Raw genomic sequence first — 15,389 nt, 5'->3', positions numbered from 1 at the left:
GACTATTCGACACGTCGCTCACTCGGCCAGGCTGATGAGTCCGTAGTGTCCGTCGTAACGGTGATAGAGCACCACGGCGCGCCCCTGTGCGGCATCGATGAAAATCAGAAAAGGTAAGCCGCGCAGTTCCATCCGTTCGATTGCCTGCTCGACGGTGATGCACGGAGCGGGTTGGGTACTCAAGGTCTGCCGACACCGTGACATGGTTGATCGTGTCGATTTCGGCTCTGCTGGTCATGATTTCATTGAAGCCGAGGCACCGCCCACATTCGAGGGTCGAAGGTCACCATGCTGGCGAACCGGGTTCGATTCCGCCAGATGGCACTGCATGAATCGGAGGTGGTCCGCCGCGAGTTGGTCCCGGATTGCCCCGTGGTACATATCGAAATGGCGGACGGGATATTGGTGGACCTCATATCGGGGTGCGTCCGTGACCGCCTTCTCGATGAACCGCGTGGAGATCACCTCGTCGTCTCGGGCGACGGTGACAAGCAGCGGTGCGGTGAGCCGCCGCAACGTCTTTCGACGATAGCGCGGAGCCTTGAAGAGAAATCTCGGAGTGATCTCGTTACGCCATGAGAGCGAATGCGATTCAAGGTCGCTGAACAGCGAGGCAAGCGAGGGATCCCAGAACACGGCGTGGCCCATGCGGCCGTACACCGGAATGTAGGACGGTTCTAACCGGAGCGCGCCTCTCACCGTGTCGACCGAGGCGGCCCACATCAGGCTCGCCGTGGCTTTGCACACGCGAGCAGCACCGACCCGCATTTGCGCAGGGACATGACGGCCCCGAATCCCGCGGAACATATCGATGGCCGGGACATTCGCGACTACAGCGGCGACAGAGGGATCTGCGGCTGCGACCTCGATGACATGGGCTCCGCCGAGCGACGTTCCCCACAGTGCGACCCGGCCACCGTCGACTTCCGGCCGCGAACGCAGGAACGCCACGGCGTTGCGCAGGTCTTCGCGTTGCCTGCCCGAGTCTATGAGTTGCCGCGGCTCTCCTCCGCTGAGGCCCAGATGGCGATAGTCGAAGATGAGCGCAGCCAGACCTCCCTCGGCGAAGGTTGCTGCGAATGCCGGCACGATCCAATCCATCGTCGCCGAGAACCCATGTGCCAGTACAACACCCGGGGATGCGTCCAAAGCCGTTCTCGGCAGATACAGCCGGCCTGCGACCATTGTGCTGCCCGAGCCGAATGACACGCGGCGGATCGAGTACGGCATCCCATCACCCCCATCGCCATTCATCAGCGGGCCACGATCACCGGCGTCCGAACCGCCTGCACGACCGCCGTGCTCACCGAGCCCAGCAAGGCGCCGGCGATCGCCCCGTAACCGTGACTGCCCACCACGACGAGCTGCGCGCTGCGTGATCGTTCCACGATTTCCCGCGCCGGCTGGTCACGCACGACAACGCGGTGCGTTTCGACTTCCGGATGACGTTCGCACCACCGGCCGAACTGCGTGCCGAACTCTTCTTCGACCTCTGCACGTAGTGTTTCCCAGTCCGAACCCATGAACTCGAACGAACCCGGGCTCCACCAGGCGTGCAGCGCGACGAGACCGACCCCGCGGCGTACCGCCTCGCCAAAAGCCACTTCGGCGGCCTCCTCCGAGGCTTGGGATCCGTCCATCCCGAGCAGCACGGGCGCGGTCGGATCCTCTTGTGGGTCATCGCCTGACACGCCGGTCATGCTCACCGCATGGATGACCGCGACAGGGCATTCGCAGCGATGGAGCACGCCCATGGAGACCGAGCCCAACAATGCGCGTTCTATCTTGCCGGCTCCCTGACTACCGACCACCAGCAACTCGGCGTCACGTGAAATTTCTACGAGCGTCGCGACCGGTGCCGTCGGAAACTCTCGCGTGACGACCTTCAAGTCCCGGCCGGCGGTGTCGATGGCCAGCTGCTCGGCTCGCTGCAGGATCTCACGGCTGCTTCTCTTTAGTGATTCCAACACCGTCGGCGGAATCGGCACGCCGAGCCAGGTCCCCATCACCGGTTCTGCGGCGTGCGCGATCGTGAGCGGAACCCTACGTAGAACGGCATCGTGGGCCGCCCAGCGGACGGCCGCATCCGCCGTCGCCGACCCGTCTACTCCGACGACGACGTCACCCATGTCAACACCGCTCCACGAGTTTTGCCATGGCAACCGTCACACCGCGGGCGATCTCATCCACGTCGGGGGTGGCGTCGTAGTCGGCGGTCACACCGAAGGTCAATTCGTCCGCGTAACTGAGGATGGCCACCCCGGTGCGCAACTGAAGGGCGATCGGCGGAATCGGCAGCACATGGAGGACTTCCCGGCCCAGTATCGTCATCCGCTTGCGCGGTCCGGGCACGTTGGTCGCCAGGGCGACGACGCCGCGCTGGGGCAGGCGAGTCACCGTCCGGACGAACCATGCGGTCAACGGGAAGGGGACGGCGTTCATCGCTGACATCGCGATACTTCCCGCTTCGCGCTGACCGCTCGCTTTCGCCTTCGTCAGACGACGGTGCACCGCCCGCAGTTGCTCAACCGGATCCTCCTTCTCCACGGGCAGGAACGGCAACATGACCGAGACCCGGTTGTCGGTGATACCGACCGCGTCGTTCGCCCGAACCGACACCGGTACCAGTGTGCGCAGCGAGGTGCGCAACGGCTTCTCGCCACGGCGGGTGAGCGCGGCGCGGTAGCTGTCGGTCAATGCGGCCAGTGCGACGTCGTTGACGGTGACGCCATAGGCTTCGGTCACTTTGGTGACGTCGGTGCGACTGACCCGGGCAGCGCTGTACCTGCGCATCGCCGTGACGGGACCGTTCAGTGAAGACTCGGCGGCGGGTCGGACTATTCCGCTGACGATTTCGGCAGCGCCCACGGCGGCCAGTACCGCGGCATTGGTCGCCGTCGTGGCCATCCGCATCAGTCCCCCGGGCCACGTCATCGGATTGAGAACCGATTTCCGCGATGCGACTCGTTGGTGCGGGACTGCTTTCGCCGCGCGAATCTCCGTGGCGAATGTCTCCCCCTCTCCCCCGTCCGCGAGAGACGAGAACATGTGCATCGTGGCGATGCCGTCGGCGATGCAGTGGTGGATCTTCATGAGGATCGCCCACCTGCCGTCGGCGAGACCTTCGACTACCCAGCACTCCCATAACGGCCGATCGCGGTCCAGGCGCCGCTCCATGACGTCGGCAACGAACCTGTGCAGTGCATGATCGTCTCCCGGTCCAGGCAGCGCCGCCCGGTGCAGGTGATGGGTGATGTCGAGATCATCGTCGTCGACCCATTCAGGAGGCTGCAGGTCGAGCAGGTGTGTATGCAACACCTGCCGAAACCTCGGCAGGTCAGCCAATCTGGCGGACAAACCCGCTGCAATCGTGTCGTACTGCGGCATCGGGCCCTCGAGGATCGACAGCCCTCCGACCGCCAGGCTGACGTGTCGATCGGAATCCTCTGCCTCCAAGAAGCCCGCGTCAAGGGTCGTCAAGCGTTGCACAATTGCCCTCCTTAGTGCGCCATGGGGTCAGCTGACCGGTGGCAGCCATCGCCGATCATATTGCGGTGCAACATATCTGCTGCGCTTCGGCGACCGAGTCCGCCAGCGGACGTGTGGTGTCGATCAGATGACCTCCGTGATGGTCACCGGGCCACGTCGTGATGGCCGCCGCGACGGCGGGGGTTGCATCGACGAAGGCGGGACTGTCGTCGAACTCCAGGCTGCGGAGCGCGATACCGCCGTTGTCGGCCTCCACTGTCGATGCACTCATGACTCGATCGTCCACTCCCGCCGGCACCGGCGAACAGGGTATGAAGCCCTGATGAATGGGACCATTGGCCCTGGTTTCGGCCGGGAATCGAGCCCACGATCAAGCTATGCGAGACACCCTTGTCGGCACCGATGTCATCACCAACGCCGTACGCTTGGCGTGTCGGGCCCCGTCGTTGCACAACAGCCAGCCGTGGCATTGGACGACCGACGGTACGTCGGCGGAGCTGTTCCTCGATAAGACGCGTGTCCTGTACTCGACAGACCGTTCCGGGCGGGAAGCGGTGCTGAGTTGTGGCGCGGTGCTCGACCACCTCACGGTGGCGATGGCCGCGGCCGGCTGGGACGCCGGCATCGAACGCTATCCGAATCCGAACAGCCCGGTGCACCTGGCGAATGTCGACTTCTCCCCGATGGAATCCGTCACTGAAGGACACCGTCGTCGCGCCGATGCGATCTTGATGCGGCGCACCGACCGGCTTCCCTTCGCGGCCCCGCCGGAGTGGGTGGCCGTCGAGGCGCAATTGCGCAGAAGCGTCACCGCAGATGCCGTCAGACTGGATGTGATCGCCGACGAGCTGCGCGCCGAACTGGTTCAGGCCTCCAGACTGACCGAGTCCCTGCGCTTCTACGACCCCTACTACCACGAGGAATTGCAGTGGTGGACAGCTCCTTTCCCGGTCAGCGAGGGCATCCCACCGAGTTCCCTTCCCACGGCGGCCGAGAGCGATCACGTCGGCGTGGGACGCAGTTTCCCCGTTTCTCACGACGAACGAGACAGGCGCCGGGCCTACGGGCAGGACAGGGCGAAGATCGTCGTTTTGTCCACCTATGACAACGAGCGCGAAAGCGTGCTTCGATGCGGGGAGATGCTGTCGGCGGTCCTGCTCGATGCCACCATGGCCGGTCTCGCTTCATGCACGCTGACCCACATCACCGAGCTGCGGGCGAGCCGGGACATCGTCGCGTCGCTGATCGGTGCTGAGACGACGCCGCAGGTGTTGATCCGCATCGGTACGGCACCGGAGATCGAAGACCGGCCCCCGGCGACTCCCCGGCGCCCGACCGCTGAGGTGCTCGAAGTGCGCCAGCCGCCACCGAAGGGTGCTGTTCGGCCTTGATCTGCCAAGCGCAGACCGTAGTGTGAGACACCGTGGCGCAAACTCAGGAGTGAGACACCCATGGTGAAAGTCTTTCTGGTCGACGACCACGAAGTGGTCCGGCGCGGTCTCATCGACCTCCTCAGCGCCGATCCGGATTTGGACGTGATCGGTGAGGCGGGCTCCGTGTCGCAGGCAATGGCGCGCATTCCCGCCCTGCAACCCGATGTCGCGGTCCTCGACGTACGACTCCCGGACGGCAACGGCATCGAACTGTGTCGGGACCTTCTCTCCCGCATGCCGGATCTGCGGTGCCTGATGTTGACGTCGTTCACCTCGGACGAGGCGATGCTGGACGCGATTCTGGCCGGCGCCAGCGGCTATGTGGTCAAAGACATCAAGGGCATGGAACTCGCCCAGGCGATCAAGGATGTGGGCGCTGGGCGGTCGTTGCTGGACAATCGCGCGGCGGCCGCGTTGATGGCTAAATTGCGTGGAGCAGCTGAACATTCCGATCCCTTGGCGAAACTCAGCGACCAGGAGCGGGTCCTGCTGGATCTGCTCGGGGAAGGCCTGACCAACAAGCAGATCGCCGCCAGGATGTTCCTGGCGGAGAAGACGGTCAAGAACTACGTTTCGCGGCTGTTGGCCAAGCTCGGTATGGAACGACGCACCCAGGCTGCCGTTTACATCTCCAAATTGGAGCGGTCCCACCGCGACCCCGACATGTGATGACCCCTCACGACGGTCGTACCACCAGGACCGGCATGCGCGCCGACTCGGCGACCGTCGAGCTGACGGATCCGAGCAGCATCCCGGCGAAACCACCACGCCCATGGCTGCCCAGGACCGTCAGCTGCGCGCGATCCGATTGCTCGAGCAGCTGGTGTGCGGGCCGATCCATCACCAGGACGCGCTCGATCCGAACATCGGGATACTGCTCCTGCCAGCCGGCGAGGCGCTCGCCGAGCGTTTCCTCGGCTTCCCGGAGCAGGGCCGCGGCTTCGCACCCCGGCAACTCGTAGTAGCTCATGTCGCTCCATGCGTGGACGGCGACGAGATCCACTCCGCGGCGGGATGCCTCATCGAATGCGATCGCCGTGGCGGCTTCCGAGGCCGGTGAGCCGTCGATCCCGACGACCACCGGTGCCTTCGAAACCGGTTCGGACATCAGCGGATCCTCGTCGTGGATGACTGCGACAGGGCACTTGGCGTGGTGTAGGAGGGTCCAGCTGACCGACCCGAGAAGACGGCGGCCGATCGAGCCCAGACCGCGACAGCCCACCACGATCATGCGGGCCTCTCCAGACAGGTCGATGAGTGTGGGCTGGACTGCGGCCGTCAACAGCTCGGTAGTGATCGCCAGATCCTCGACGCCGGTGGCCCGTTGGGCGGTTTCCACTGCTGCCGAGAGGTATTCGTGACCTCTTCGCCGCAGACTTTCGGTGACTGCGGCCGGCATGGCCATCTCCGGCCACATCCGCACGGCGGGCGATTCGACGACGTGCACGACCTTGAGCGGCAGCCGGTGTAACACGGCTTCTCGCGCAGCCCAGTCGGTGGCAACCCTTGCGGCCGGCGATCCGTCAACCGCGACCAGAATGCCGTGATCGGATGTCGTCGCTGCCATTTCGCGCCCCTCTCACCGCCGGACGTCAACCCACTCCATGACGGTATCGCCGCGGCGCCGCTGGTTCCGGAGGCGTTCGTCACCGGTGAAGTGGTCGAAAGTCCCTGGACCGGGCCCAGGTCCGGAATCCATTCGACTTCGAACGATTACGCCAGTGGCGACCCGTCGAGTCGCGCGGCGACTTCGGATACGGCGCGTCGCGGGGTGGGCGGCAACGGATCGGCACCGAGAAGTCCCCAACCGATCCGCAACAGCATCTGCGGGTACAGACCACCGTCGAAGACCTCCGCCCGGACAACAGCGCGGGTCTCGGGTACCTCCAATGGCTCCGTCATAGGACAACTCGACAATCCCAGCGCGGTGGCCGTGAGGAGGACCAGGCTGGCCGCCTCGCCGGCGCGCAATCGTGACAGGTCGCTGTCATCGTCCGTGCCGAGAGCGAGGACCACGGCGTTGTCGGTCTCGGCTTCGGAGCCCACCGGTTGGGCAAGACTCGCGCCCGCGAACGTCCGCGCCGAGATGCTGCCGTCGGCTTTGGGCGCGCTGCGCGCCGGTACTCCCGCGGTTGCCGCGTATTTACCGCTCCACGTGGCGAGTTCGGCGGCATAGCCGTGGTCGGCAGCATGGCGTCGAGCCGCCTCGCTCACGAGACTCCTCAGTGAGGAAAGATCGTCCACCTGACGCACGGTCGCACCGGCCGCGGCTGCCCGGGTCGCGATCAAGGCGAGGTCTGCGGGTGCAACCTTCGATGAGCCGTACCGGCGGCGGTCGGTTCGCCGTCGCGGAATGGCCGCGGCGAGCGCGATGTCGGCTTCAGTGGGGTCGTGCCGATGAAGTTCGAGGGCCGCGAGGTGATTCGGGTCGTCCGGGTTGGGAAAACGGTGCACCTCGGCGCGCCAGCCCAGCGCGGCGAAGCCGATCTGGCAGTGGTTCAGTGAGGCACCGCAGCTGAGCATGAGATCCCGGGAATCGGGGTCGGTGTGTGGCAGATGCAGTCGGCGGTCGACGTAGAGGTGGACGCTGTGCTCGCCGGCCCGCCAACGCCACGGCTGGGTGTTGTGCACCGACGGCGCCTTCACCGCCAGCATCAGTGCGGAGCGGATGGTTTCGGCGTTCGGGTGGTGTGCGTTCATGCTATGCGCCCCAAGGTGATTCGATGATCGCAGCGGGGCCGCGCTGGTGAGTAGCGACGATCGAGATGCTCATCACGTCCTCCAACTTCTACCGGGCGCACAGGATCACAGGTTCGCGGGGACACTGTCGAGGGGGCCGACGACCTCGCTGAGAGGGCGCCGCGGTGTCGACAGCAGCGGATCGGCGCCGACGGGCGCCCAACCGATCCGGAACATCATCTGCGGGTACTCCCGGCCGTCGAACACCTCGTCCCTGAGCGCTCGCCGCGTTTCTGCAATCTCGAGCGGCTCGGATACCGGGCAGCTGGCCAAGCCCATGGAGGTGGCGGTCAACAGCAGCAGGCTCGACGCCTCACCCGCCCGCAACCGGGATAGATCGTCGTCGGCCACAGATCCCAGCGCCAACAGGATCGCGTGGTCTTCGTGCGCGGAGGCGCCCTGCGGTTGCGCCAATGACCCACCGGGAAAGAGTCGGCCCGGGAGGGAGGCCGTGGGGTCGGATTCGGGGATGCTGCGCGCCGGAATGCCCGACGTCGCGGCGTGCCTTCCGCTCCAGGCGGCGAGTTCGGCCAGATACGCATCGTCGTGGGTGTGTTGCCACACCGCCTGCGCAACGATTGCCCTGATGTCCATGGACATCTCGACGCGTCGCATCAGGATTCCCGTCCTGGCGAGCCTGGCTCCGATCTTCGCGATGTCGACCATCGACACCGGCCAAGGGCCGAAGTGGCGGCGGTCGGTCCGGCGTTGCGGAATGGCGGCCGCCAAGGCGATGTCGGCGGTGATGGGATCGGCGGGGCTCACTTCGAACGAGGCGAGGTGATCGGGATCGGCGGGGTTGGGAAACCGGTGGACCCGGGCTCGCCAACCCACAGCCGCCAGCGCCACGATGGCGTGGTGCAGCGCCATCCCGCAGCTGACCATCAAGTCACGCTCGTCGGCGTCCGTCTTGGCCAGATGGCGCGACCGGTCAGCGTAGAGATGCAGACTCTCGTCGCCCACTTTCCAGTACCAGGGCTGCGAGTTGTGCACGGAAGGAGCTCGGGTCGCCAACGACAACACCGTCCGTAGCGTCTCGGCATCGGGAAATTCGGCTGTCGGCGGCCCGGTGGTCTCGAAGAAAGCAGTCACATGACAAAGGATGCGCCGACAGCCGAGAAGGAAACAGGGCAAGAAGTCCCCTTCTCGAGGTACTCCTGGCCCGCCGAACGGCGCGTTTTCCGGGCGGTCGACGCTCAGCCGGCGATCGACAGCGCGATGCCGTCGAGGATGTCGTGCTCGCTGACGACCAACTCTTCGATACCCGCGCGCTGCCGCAACGCGTCGGCCAGTTCCTCGACGATGATCGCCCCGCCGCCGATGACGTCGACGCGGCCCTCGTGCATCGGCCCGAGCTGTGCGCGTTGGGCTCGCGGCATCGCGATCAGCCCCTCGCACACGCTCAGCAGTTCGGCGAACGGAACACGGGACAGGTGAATGGCATCCGAGTCGTAGACCGGCATCTTGTGCGCCAGCGCCGACAGCGTGGTCATGGTGCCCGCCACGCCGACCCAGGTGCGGGCCTGTTCGACGGGCACCGCCCGGAACGCCTCGAGCAGCCCTTCCCGCACCGCATCACGCGCCGCGGCGATCTCCTCTGCGGTAGGCGGATCGGAGTGCAGGCAGCGTTCGGTGAGCCGGACGCACCCGATGTCGGCCGAATAGCCGGCGGTCATCTCGTCGCTGCCGAGCACCACTTCGGTCGACCCGCCGCCCAAGTCGACAACCACGAAAGGCGCTGCGGCCGCGTCCAGTTCGCCGACCGCGCCGTTGAACGACAACGCGGCCTCCTCGGCGCCGGTGATCACCTCGGCGACGGCACCGGGCACCACGGTCCCCAGCACCTCGGCCGTCATCGCGAAGAACACGTCACGGTTCGCGGCATCCCTGGTCGCCGACGTCGCCACCATCCGGACCTTGTCGACGCCGTGGTGACGCATCAGGTCGGCATAGTCGGCCAGGGCCGACTCCGTACGCGAGAGCGCCTCCGGCGTGAATTGCCCTGTGGCGTCGACACCTTGGCCCAGCCGGACGATGCGCATCTCGCGGTGCACATCGGCCAGCTTTCGGCCGGCGGGGCCGGCGACCCGGTCGGCGATCAGCAGGCGGATCGAGTTGGTACCGCAGTCAATGGCGCCGACCCTACTCATGGGCCCACCTTTCGGGATCGAGAATGCCTTCCATCGCGGGATCGTCGGCCAGTGCCGCCAGCGCCTCGTCGCCGAACGGATTGGTGCCCGGCCCCTTCGCCAACGAGTGGGCGATCAGCACGTGCAGGCACTTGACCCGATCCGGCATGCCGCCGCCGGAGAACGTCGTCCCGAGAGGTTCGATGGCGTCGCGCTCGGCGAGATACGACTCGTGGGCCTCCCGGTACGCCCGAGCCAAGTCGGGGTCGCTGCGCAGCCGCTCGGTCATCTCCCGCATCATGCCTGAGGATTCCAGCCTGCTGGCGGCGGCGGTCAGCGCGGGATGGGTGAGGTAGTACAACGTCGGAAACGGCGTTCCGTCAGGGAGTTTCGGCGCGGTCTTGACGACACCGGGTTCGCCGTTGGGGCATCGGTAAGCGATCTCCAGGACACCGCGCGGCGTGCGCCCGAGCTGGCGCGCGACGGCGTCGAGATCCGCGGGGTCAACCACCGGGAGCGGGTGGGGCCGGCGGCACATCGGGTGCGGGCGGAGGCACCCCGGGCACGGGACCGGGGGTGATCCCATGTGGCTCATCGGCGATCGTGTGCCACAACGCCGTGTACCACGGCTGGCCGCGGTTGACGGCCTCCGGTTCCTGATCGGGTGTGCCCGGCACCACCGCGCCGGGAGGCAGCTGCACCTGGTACGGGATCTCGCCCGGCATCACGAAACCGAGCCGCTCACGGGCCTGCGCGGCGATGAACACCGGATCGGCCAGCTTCACCTTCTGCTGTTCGAGATCGGCGATCTGTGCCCGCAACTGCTGTTCGGTGGCTTTGAGTTGCTTCATCTCGGTGCGCTGTGCGAAATAGGTGCGGACCGGCCCTGCGATCGTCAGCGTCAGCACGCACACCACCGCCGCGAGGATCGCCGCGCGCCGCGCTGCGGATCCGAACCGCTGCTCGGATTGTTGCTCGGCCGATTCTGTGGCACGGCGGATGATGACGCCGGTTTCTGCAGATTTGGTCTGAGCCTCTGTCGGCGCGTCCGTCGCCGGCCGCGATTCGGTGGCGCGGGCCTCGCGGCGTGCCGCGATTCGCGCACGGCCCTTCCCGGCGCCACCGGCCTTGCCCGACTTTGCGGGTCGGGAGGTCGGTGACCGGCGCTTGGGGTCGGGCCGTTTCGCTTCGGGCACGGGCCGTTACCGGACTATCTCGTTTCCATGGCGAACCGCGGGAAAGCGAGGTCGCCGGCGTAGCGGGCGGCGTCGCCGAGGTTCTCTTCGATGCGCAGCAGCTGGTTGTACTTGGCGACGCGCTCACTGCGGGCGGGTGCACCGGTCTTGATCTGGCCGCTGCCCACCGCAACGGAGAGATCGGCGATCGTGGTGTCCTCGGTCTCGCCGCTGCGATGGCTCATCATCGTGCGGTAGCCGCTGTTGTGGGCGAGCGCCACAGCGTCGAGCGTCTCGGTCAGCGTGCCGATCTGGTTCACCTTCACCAAGAGCGCGTTGGCGGCGCCCCTTTGGATGCCGTCTTCGAGTCGCTCCGGGTTGGTGACGAACAGGTCGTCGCCGACGAGCTGCACGCGGTCCCCGATGGCCGACGTCAGCGCGACCCAGCCGTCCCAGTCGTCCTCCGACAGCGGATCCTCGATCGACACCAACGGATACGTGTCGAGCAGACCCGCGTAGAAGGTGCCCATTTGTTCGGCGGTGCGCAACTCGTTCTCGAACTTGTAGCCCTGCCCGTCGGAGTGGAACTCGGTCGCCGCGACGTCGAGTGCGAGCGCGATATCCGAGCCGGCCTTGAACCCGGCGGACTCGACGGCCGACAGGATCAGGTCGAGTGCGGCCGTGGTGCCCGCGACGTCGGGGGCGAATCCGCCTTCGTCGCCGAGCCCGGTCGCCAGGCCCTGCGCCTTGAGCACCGCCTTCAGCGAGTGGTAGACCTCCGCGCCCCAGCGCAGCGCCTCCTTGAACGACGCCGCGCCGATCGGGGCGACCATGAACTCCTGCACGTCGACACCGGTGTCGGCGTGTGCGCCGCCGTTGAGGATGTTCATCATCGGCACCGGGAGGATGTGGGCGTTCGGGCCACCGAGGTACCGGAACAGATCGAGATCGGCCGCCTGGGCCGCGGCCCTGGCCACAGCCAACGAGGCGCCCAGGATCGCGTTGGCGCCGAGCCGCGACTTGTCGGGCGTGCCGTCGAGATCGAGCAGCGCCTGGTCGACGAGGCGCTGGTCGTCGGCCTGCAGGCCGATGATGGCCGGGGCGATCTCGTCGAGCACCGCCTCGACCGCCTTCTCCACGCCCTTACCGCCGTAGCGTGAGCCGCCGTCGCGGAGTTCCACCGCTTCGTGTTCGCCCGTCGAGGCGCCCGACGGTACGGCGGCGCGGGCGAACGACCCGTCGCCCAGCAGAACCTCGACCTCGACCGTCGGGTTTCCCCGGGAGTCGAGGATCTCTCGGGCTCCGACCTGATCGATAGTGGGCACTGGCGTCTCCTTGGTGTCCTCGGTGGTGGGGGCGATGTTTCCGCGTCAACCGACGAGCCTAGAGCCTCCCAGTTCGGCAGGCGTGTCTAGAGGGGGTGCCCGTTGGCGTAGGCGGTCGCCCAGTCGCGGACCGTTCTGGCGTACTGGTCGGAATGGTTGTAGGCGCGCAGCGCGTTCATCCATCCGCGCGGCGTGGCCAGATCCTTGCCGGTCCAGCACAGATAGCCCGCCGCGGAGAGTGCGGCGTCGTCCATGTTGTCGGCGCTGACCTCGCCGTCGTTGTTGGCATCGACGCCGTAGTGCCCCCACGTCTCGGGGATGAACTGCATCGGGCCCATCGCGCGGGCGTGTTTGGAGTCACCGTCATGGCTGATTGCGGAGTCGTCGAAGATCTCGAGGTTGCCGTTGGTGCCGTCGAGCCAGACACCCCGGATGGGTGGTTCGACGTCCCCGTTCGCTCCGATCGCCGCGCCGCGGTAGGTCCCGTGATGGCTTTCCACCTGCCCGATCCCGGCCAGGGTCGTCCAGGCCAGCTTGCAGTCGGGGTTCTCCACCTCGGCCACCCGGGCGGCATAGGCGTACGCCTCCAGCGCGGCGACCGGGATCCCCAGCTTGGGCGCGCGTTCGGCGGCCCATTCGTGAAGTTGATCGGCCGGGCGGCCCTTGGCGTAGGTGTCGATTGCGGGCACCGGATCGCCCGGTGGCGGCGGAACGCCCTCAGGGATGGGCGTCCCGAGCTGCCACGAGCAGCTAGAAGCCAAGAGCAGCGCCGTCGCTCCTAGAACGGCGACAGCACGCAGCCAACGCACCGGCGACACCAAACTCCCTCAACCAACTTCGGTCGCTGCCCATGGTCCCACGTGTTCGGGACGTCGCGGCTCAGCGTGGGGAGCGATTCGGATGCACAAAATTTTCACCGGATCACGACGCGGAATCGGCAACTTCGGCCTCAGCAGCCTCATCGGCCACCGCTGCCTCGTTGGTTTCGTCGGCGTCGTCATCGGTCTCGTCAAGTTCCATCGCATCGTCCTCGCCGTCCGTTTCGTCTGCGCCGGCGGACGGCCAGTGCGCGCGCCACTCGTCTTCGGTCACGGTGCCCAGCGGCGTGTCGTCGAGTTCCTCGGGCACTTCGTCCCCGCGACGATCGACGGCGATCGCCCGTTCCACCCGTCGCACCGTATCCATGAACTCCAAAACCGCCGAACGCAAAGCGTTCTCGGCATCGCTGCCCACGGCCACCGTCACCGACGTGACGGCGCCGGGGATCAGGTCGGCGGGCATCCCCGCCGCGCTGACGCGCTCAATCACCTTCTGCGCCAGGGCCAAAGCGGGCTGAGCGGTGGGCACGTCGTCCATCGTGGAATGCGCCCGCTTCGCCTTCTTCTCCAGCGCCTTGCGCTCCTCCCACTGGGCGAGTTGATCGTCCAGCGAGATCGGCTCCCCGGCGAGCACCGCGGGTACGCGGTTGCCCAACTTACGTACCAGTGCGTCGGCGACGTCATCGATACCGAACGAATTCTGCGGTGCGTCTTCGGCGATGCGGGCGTGAAAAAGCACCTGCAGCAACACGTCTCCGAGTTCATCGCGCAGCGCGTCGGCGTCACCGCTGTGCACGGCGTCGAACACCTCGTAGGTTTCCTCGAGCAGGTAGCGGCGCAGCGAGTCGTGCGTCTGTTCGCTCTCCCACGGCCCGGAGGTGCGCAGCTTGTCCATCATCGCCACGGCGTCGACCAGACGTTCTCCGGGGGCGGCCTCGGGCGCCGAGATCAGCCTGTCACCGGCGGCCAACCGGGCTTTGACCGCGGGATGTTGCGGATCCGAGGACAGCAGCACCGGCGCATCCTCACCGTCGTAGGCGGGCCGCGCGGCGGGCAACGACCAGGGCACCTTGATCGGCATCTCCTCGGTGTACTGGACGTCGCCGGACAACAGATCGATCGCGTCGATCGGGATCAAGGACGGGCGCCGGGGGTCGACCAAGACAACGGTCATCGGGCTACACCCCCTCACGCGCTTTGTCGGAACCGCTGACCTCGGTTATACCAACACCTCGGTGGACGCCGTAGCCGGTGAACCCTGGCCGCCTCTCTCGGCACCCGGACCGGCGATGGCCGCCCTGCCTGGCGGCAGGACGGCCATCGTGTCCCTTACTGCGTGGCTCAGGACGCCGGCTCGATCAGGTCATCCGGGATCACCCAGTGACCCGGCTTCTCATCGAAGAACGGGTTGACGATCCCGTTCACCTCCGGCAGCTTCTTCAGCTGGCCGGGAGGGATTCCGTAGAAGGGGTTCGGAACCCCGTTGATGAACGGCGAGTTCTTCAGCTGACCCGGCGGGATGTGCCCGTTCGGCAGCTTGAAGTAGTTGTCCACCTCGGGGAACTGCACCTCGGGCAGGTCCACATCGGGCGCGTTCACCCGCGGCAGGTCCACATCGGGCACGTTCACCCGCGGCACGTCGACGTCGGGGACGTCGACGTTCGGAACGTTCACATCGGGAACGTTCACGCCCGGAACGTTCACATCCGGCACATTCACACCCGGAACGTTCACATCCGGCACGTTCACACCCGGAACGTTCACATCGGGGATGTGGACCTCGGGCACCGGGATCGGAGGCGGCTGCGGCAGGTCCGGCTGGGCCTGTGCGATACCTGCGCTCAAACCGAGCGCGCCGAGTCCGAGTGCACCGGTCATCGTGGTGGTCACTGCCAATTTCTTGAAGTCCATCGAAAACTCCTTCGCCTTGCGTCATCGCGACACGCACCGATTCCTCGATGGCATCGTGTGATGTTCGGTTTAGGAAATTGCTTAAATCACCTGTCATAGGTGATCGACGCCCTCGGTTTGGACGACTCCCTCGGTTCAATGGGCAAGCAACACCTTGACCCCCCGACGTGTATGTCGGGTCGGCGCGACGGTGCGTTAACAGCGGATCCCGGTCCGACTGACGGCTGAACAGCTGTACAGACGCTTTGACCTGGCGCTAGCCTCGATTTTTCGCCCAGGGTGATGCGGGCGAACTCGGGCGTGGGAACTGAGCTGGGACTGGGCTGGGAGGGTTGTGGGCGTGCTTGGTGGTCCCGTGTCGCCGGGTGGG

At 66.4% G+C, this 15,389-nt stretch carries 16 protein-coding genes and 1 pseudogene; 2 read left to right on the top strand and 15 right to left on the bottom strand.

The window, feature by feature from the left end; translation table 11 throughout:
- Positions 1–18 precede the first annotated feature (18 nt).
- The 5 genes and pseudogenes from RMCN_RS06210 to RMCN_RS06190 form a co-directional block, all read right to left on the bottom strand.
- A pseudogene (locus RMCN_RS06210) lies at positions 19–186 on the bottom strand (sigma 54 modulation/S30EA ribosomal C-terminal domain-containing protein); the annotation flags it as partial.
- A gap of 48 nt (positions 187–234) precedes the next feature.
- The gene (locus RMCN_RS06205; protein WP_267886968.1) at positions 235–1,185 is read right to left on the bottom strand and encodes an alpha/beta hydrolase; all 951 of its coding nucleotides are present in this window, start codon (positions 1,183–1,185) and stop codon (positions 235–237) included.
- 68 nt (positions 1,186–1,253) lie between these two features.
- Positions 1,254–2,129: a universal stress protein gene (locus tag RMCN_RS06200; RefSeq protein WP_067387870.1), complete on the bottom strand. Its 876-nt coding sequence runs from the start codon at positions 2,127–2,129 to the stop codon at positions 1,254–1,256.
- Position 2,130: 1 nt separating this feature from the next.
- Entirely contained in the window at positions 2,131–3,489 is a 1,359-nt protein-coding gene (locus RMCN_RS06195) for a WS/DGAT/MGAT family O-acyltransferase (RefSeq protein ID WP_067387869.1), read from the bottom strand.
- A gap of 55 nt (positions 3,490–3,544) precedes the next feature.
- The gene (locus RMCN_RS06190) at positions 3,545–3,760 is read right to left on the bottom strand and encodes a hypothetical protein (RefSeq protein WP_131808533.1); all 216 of its coding nucleotides are present in this window, start codon (positions 3,758–3,760) and stop codon (positions 3,545–3,547) included.
- A 106-nt stretch (positions 3,761–3,866) separates the two neighbouring features.
- On the opposite strand from RMCN_RS06190, the gene RMCN_RS06185 reads away from it, so the two are divergent.
- Complete coding sequence (locus RMCN_RS06185; RefSeq protein ID WP_067387867.1) at positions 3,867–4,880, top strand: Acg family FMN-binding oxidoreductase; 1,014 nt, start codon at positions 3,867–3,869, stop codon at positions 4,878–4,880.
- 60 nt (positions 4,881–4,940) lie between these two features.
- A complete protein-coding gene (gene dosR, locus RMCN_RS06180; RefSeq protein ID WP_064401539.1) occupies positions 4,941–5,591 on the top strand; it encodes a hypoxia response regulator transcription factor DosR/DevR in 651 nt (216 codons plus the stop codon).
- Between the two features lie 7 nt (positions 5,592–5,598).
- Here dosR and RMCN_RS06175 read toward each other — a convergent pair whose 3' ends face one another.
- From RMCN_RS06175 to RMCN_RS06130, 10 genes are all read right to left on the bottom strand, one after another.
- A complete protein-coding gene (locus RMCN_RS06175; RefSeq protein WP_067387866.1) occupies positions 5,599–6,489 on the bottom strand; it encodes a universal stress protein in 891 nt (296 codons plus the stop codon).
- A 146-nt stretch (positions 6,490–6,635) separates the two neighbouring features.
- Complete coding sequence (locus RMCN_RS06170; RefSeq protein WP_067387865.1) at positions 6,636–7,622, bottom strand: Acg family FMN-binding oxidoreductase; 987 nt, start codon at positions 7,620–7,622, stop codon at positions 6,636–6,638.
- 105 nt (positions 7,623–7,727) lie between these two features.
- The gene (locus tag RMCN_RS06165; protein ID WP_067387864.1) at positions 7,728–8,753 is read right to left on the bottom strand and encodes an Acg family FMN-binding oxidoreductase; all 1,026 of its coding nucleotides are present in this window, start codon (positions 8,751–8,753) and stop codon (positions 7,728–7,730) included.
- 104 nt (positions 8,754–8,857) lie between these two features.
- Complete coding sequence (locus RMCN_RS06160) at positions 8,858–9,811, bottom strand: Ppx/GppA phosphatase family protein (RefSeq protein WP_067387863.1); 954 nt, start codon at positions 9,809–9,811, stop codon at positions 8,858–8,860.
- Positions 9,804–10,301: a DUF501 domain-containing protein gene (locus RMCN_RS06155; RefSeq protein WP_067387862.1), complete on the bottom strand. Its 498-nt coding sequence runs from the start codon at positions 10,299–10,301 to the stop codon at positions 9,804–9,806. The genes RMCN_RS06160 and RMCN_RS06155 overlap by 8 nt, the downstream gene beginning before the upstream one ends.
- Positions 10,294–10,986 (bottom strand): FtsB family cell division protein, encoded by a 693-nt coding sequence (locus tag RMCN_RS06150; protein WP_067387861.1) that lies wholly within the window; start codon positions 10,984–10,986, stop codon positions 10,294–10,296. The genes RMCN_RS06155 and RMCN_RS06150 overlap by 8 nt, the downstream gene beginning before the upstream one ends.
- Before the next feature lie 14 nt (positions 10,987–11,000).
- Positions 11,001–12,290 (bottom strand): phosphopyruvate hydratase, encoded by a 1,290-nt coding sequence (gene eno / locus RMCN_RS06145; protein WP_067387860.1) that lies wholly within the window; start codon positions 12,288–12,290, stop codon positions 11,001–11,003.
- 86 nt (positions 12,291–12,376) lie between these two features.
- Entirely contained in the window at positions 12,377–13,108 is a 732-nt protein-coding gene (locus RMCN_RS06140; RefSeq protein ID WP_064350552.1) for a lytic transglycosylase domain-containing protein, read from the bottom strand.
- A gap of 103 nt (positions 13,109–13,211) precedes the next feature.
- Positions 13,212–14,282: a nucleoside triphosphate pyrophosphohydrolase gene (locus tag RMCN_RS06135; RefSeq protein ID WP_064412045.1), complete on the bottom strand. Its 1,071-nt coding sequence runs from the start codon at positions 14,280–14,282 to the stop codon at positions 13,212–13,214.
- 167 nt (positions 14,283–14,449) lie between these two features.
- Positions 14,450–15,019 (bottom strand): hypothetical protein, encoded by a 570-nt coding sequence (locus RMCN_RS06130; RefSeq protein ID WP_067387859.1) that lies wholly within the window; start codon positions 15,017–15,019, stop codon positions 14,450–14,452.
- Positions 15,020–15,389: the final 370 nt, after the last annotated feature.

The sequence above is a fragment of the Mycolicibacterium novocastrense genome, assembly GCF_001570485.1.
Lineage (GTDB): Bacteria > Actinomycetota > Actinomycetes > Mycobacteriales > Mycobacteriaceae > Mycobacterium > Mycobacterium novocastrense.
Note: the sequence above shows the minus strand (reverse complement) of the source record. Positions and strands in the feature narration are given on the sequence as shown.

Excerpts from the sequence above, each read along its gene's own strand:
- RMCN_RS06205 (WP_267886968.1), bottom strand. The coding sequence starts at position 1,185 with ATGGTCGCAGGCCGGCTGTATCTGCCGAGAACGGCTTTGGACGCATCC.
- RMCN_RS06200 (WP_067387870.1), bottom strand. The coding sequence starts at position 2,129 with ATGGGTGACGTCGTCGTCGGAGTAGACGGGTCGGCGACGGCGGATGCG.
- RMCN_RS06190 (WP_131808533.1), bottom strand. The coding sequence starts at position 3,760 with ATGAGTGCATCGACAGTGGAGGCCGACAACGGCGGTATCGCGCTCCGC.
- RMCN_RS06185 (WP_067387867.1), top strand. The coding sequence starts at position 3,867 with ATGCGAGACACCCTTGTCGGCACCGATGTCATCACCAACGCCGTACGC.
- dosR (WP_064401539.1), top strand. The coding sequence starts at position 4,941 with ATGGTGAAAGTCTTTCTGGTCGACGACCACGAAGTGGTCCGGCGCGGT.
- RMCN_RS06175 (WP_067387866.1), bottom strand. The coding sequence starts at position 6,489 with ATGGCAGCGACGACATCCGATCACGGCATTCTGGTCGCGGTTGACGGA.
- RMCN_RS06170 (WP_067387865.1), bottom strand. The coding sequence starts at position 7,622 with ATGAACGCACACCACCCGAACGCCGAAACCATCCGCTCCGCACTGATG.
- RMCN_RS06160 (WP_067387863.1), bottom strand. The coding sequence starts at position 9,811 with ATGAGTAGGGTCGGCGCCATTGACTGCGGTACCAACTCGATCCGCCTG.
- RMCN_RS06135 (WP_064412045.1), bottom strand. The coding sequence starts at position 14,282 with ATGACCGTTGTCTTGGTCGACCCCCGGCGCCCGTCCTTGATCCCGATC.
- RMCN_RS06130 (WP_067387859.1), bottom strand. The coding sequence starts at position 15,019 with ATGGACTTCAAGAAATTGGCAGTGACCACCACGATGACCGGTGCACTC.